Annotated in this window: 2 protein-coding genes; both read right to left on the reverse strand. The window is 44.5% G+C overall.

Annotated features, from left to right (window positions below; all coding sequences use genetic code 11):
- Positions 1-197: 197 nt before the first annotated feature.
- Positions 198-548 (reverse strand): hypothetical protein, encoded by a 351-nt coding sequence (locus L975_RS17075; protein WP_047709419.1) that lies wholly within the window; start codon positions 546-548, stop codon positions 198-200.
- A partial coding sequence (locus tag L975_RS17960) for an RHS repeat-associated core domain-containing protein (protein ID WP_047709420.1) occupies positions 533-1,135 on the reverse strand: 603 nt, incomplete at its 5' end. The genes L975_RS17075 and L975_RS17960, both read right to left, overlap by 16 nt.

Genomic DNA, 1,135 nt, shown 5'->3' on the forward strand with positions numbered 1-1,135 from the left:
GGTTCAGCTCGCTGTCATAACCAAATAGCCGGGCCTGACGCTCGTGACCGCGCTTGCTGCGCTCGGCCACCACCTGACCGTTGCCATTGAGCTTCCAACCCTGTTCGCCCCAGTGGCTGTAAAAAAACACCGGCAATATGCCGGTGTAAAGTGATAACTGGAACAATATAAACTAGATAATGTAAACATTGCCTCTACTATCTAATATCGAGAAAATCATCATTATCCATGTAGTAATTGAGGGCCTCAACGAAAGCTGATACTTGAGGCTCGTTTATCTGTGAAATGACATTGTTTATAACATCAATAAACTGCTCACCATAATAACACAGCTCCAAATCATTTTTTATAACATCACTTGGGAAAACATCCTCTCCTTCTGCCCCCTCTTGTGGATACTCATCAATAAAATAAAGGGAGTTGGATTCGAGAGGCTCCATGGAGTCCTTCGAATATAAACAAAAAAAGGAGCCTTGGTCAAAATCTCTGTTCTTTATGGCAAGAATAAGATCCGACAATTTGATATAAGATTTCATTTTAACTTGCATTTTTTCTCTCCTGTTGCACCGTCCAGCTTTCCTGTTCGCCCTTCTTTACCGCCCCCCCATATATCCCGCCCACCTTTACCAGTAGGATGATAAATACCATGATTTGCTGAATGATCGCCTCGATCAACCAAGACGAGCCTATTTACATCTTCATGATGGTGCCATGTCATACCTGCAGGGCTTGTTGACATGTTACCCGACTTAGACCATTCGGAAAGTTCAGGATATCGGCTAAACATATCTTTTCTATATGCATGGTCAGCTTCCAACCTTGACAAGAGCTCTTTATTAGCCTGTCTAAATTGAACGCTATCACTTGCGTATCTATTCGCAGGATCTACCTGATGGTCATGGAATATGTGATATTTACCGTTGTTAGGCCTTGTAGCCAACCCCAGCGGATCTACCCACTCTAACGGATTATGCACATACCCCTGTGGCCTCAGCCCTCCTGCAAAACCTATCGGGTCTGGCGAGATATATTGCCCCAACTCTGGGTCAAAGTAACGGTGCCGGTTGTAGTAAAGCCCCGTCTCCTGGTCATAAATCTGCCCCTGATAGCGCAGCTCACAATAAGTTTCGTCATT

The sequence above is a fragment of the Plesiomonas sp. ZOR0011 genome (assembly GCF_000800945.1).
Taxonomy (GTDB): Bacteria; Pseudomonadota; Gammaproteobacteria; order Enterobacterales; family CAMTGL01; genus Plesiomonas; species Plesiomonas shigelloides.

Coding starts and splice junctions, on each gene's coding strand:
- L975_RS17075 (WP_047709419.1), bottom strand. CDS start 548: ATGCAAGTTAAAATGAAATCTTATATCAAATTGTCGGATCTTATTCTT.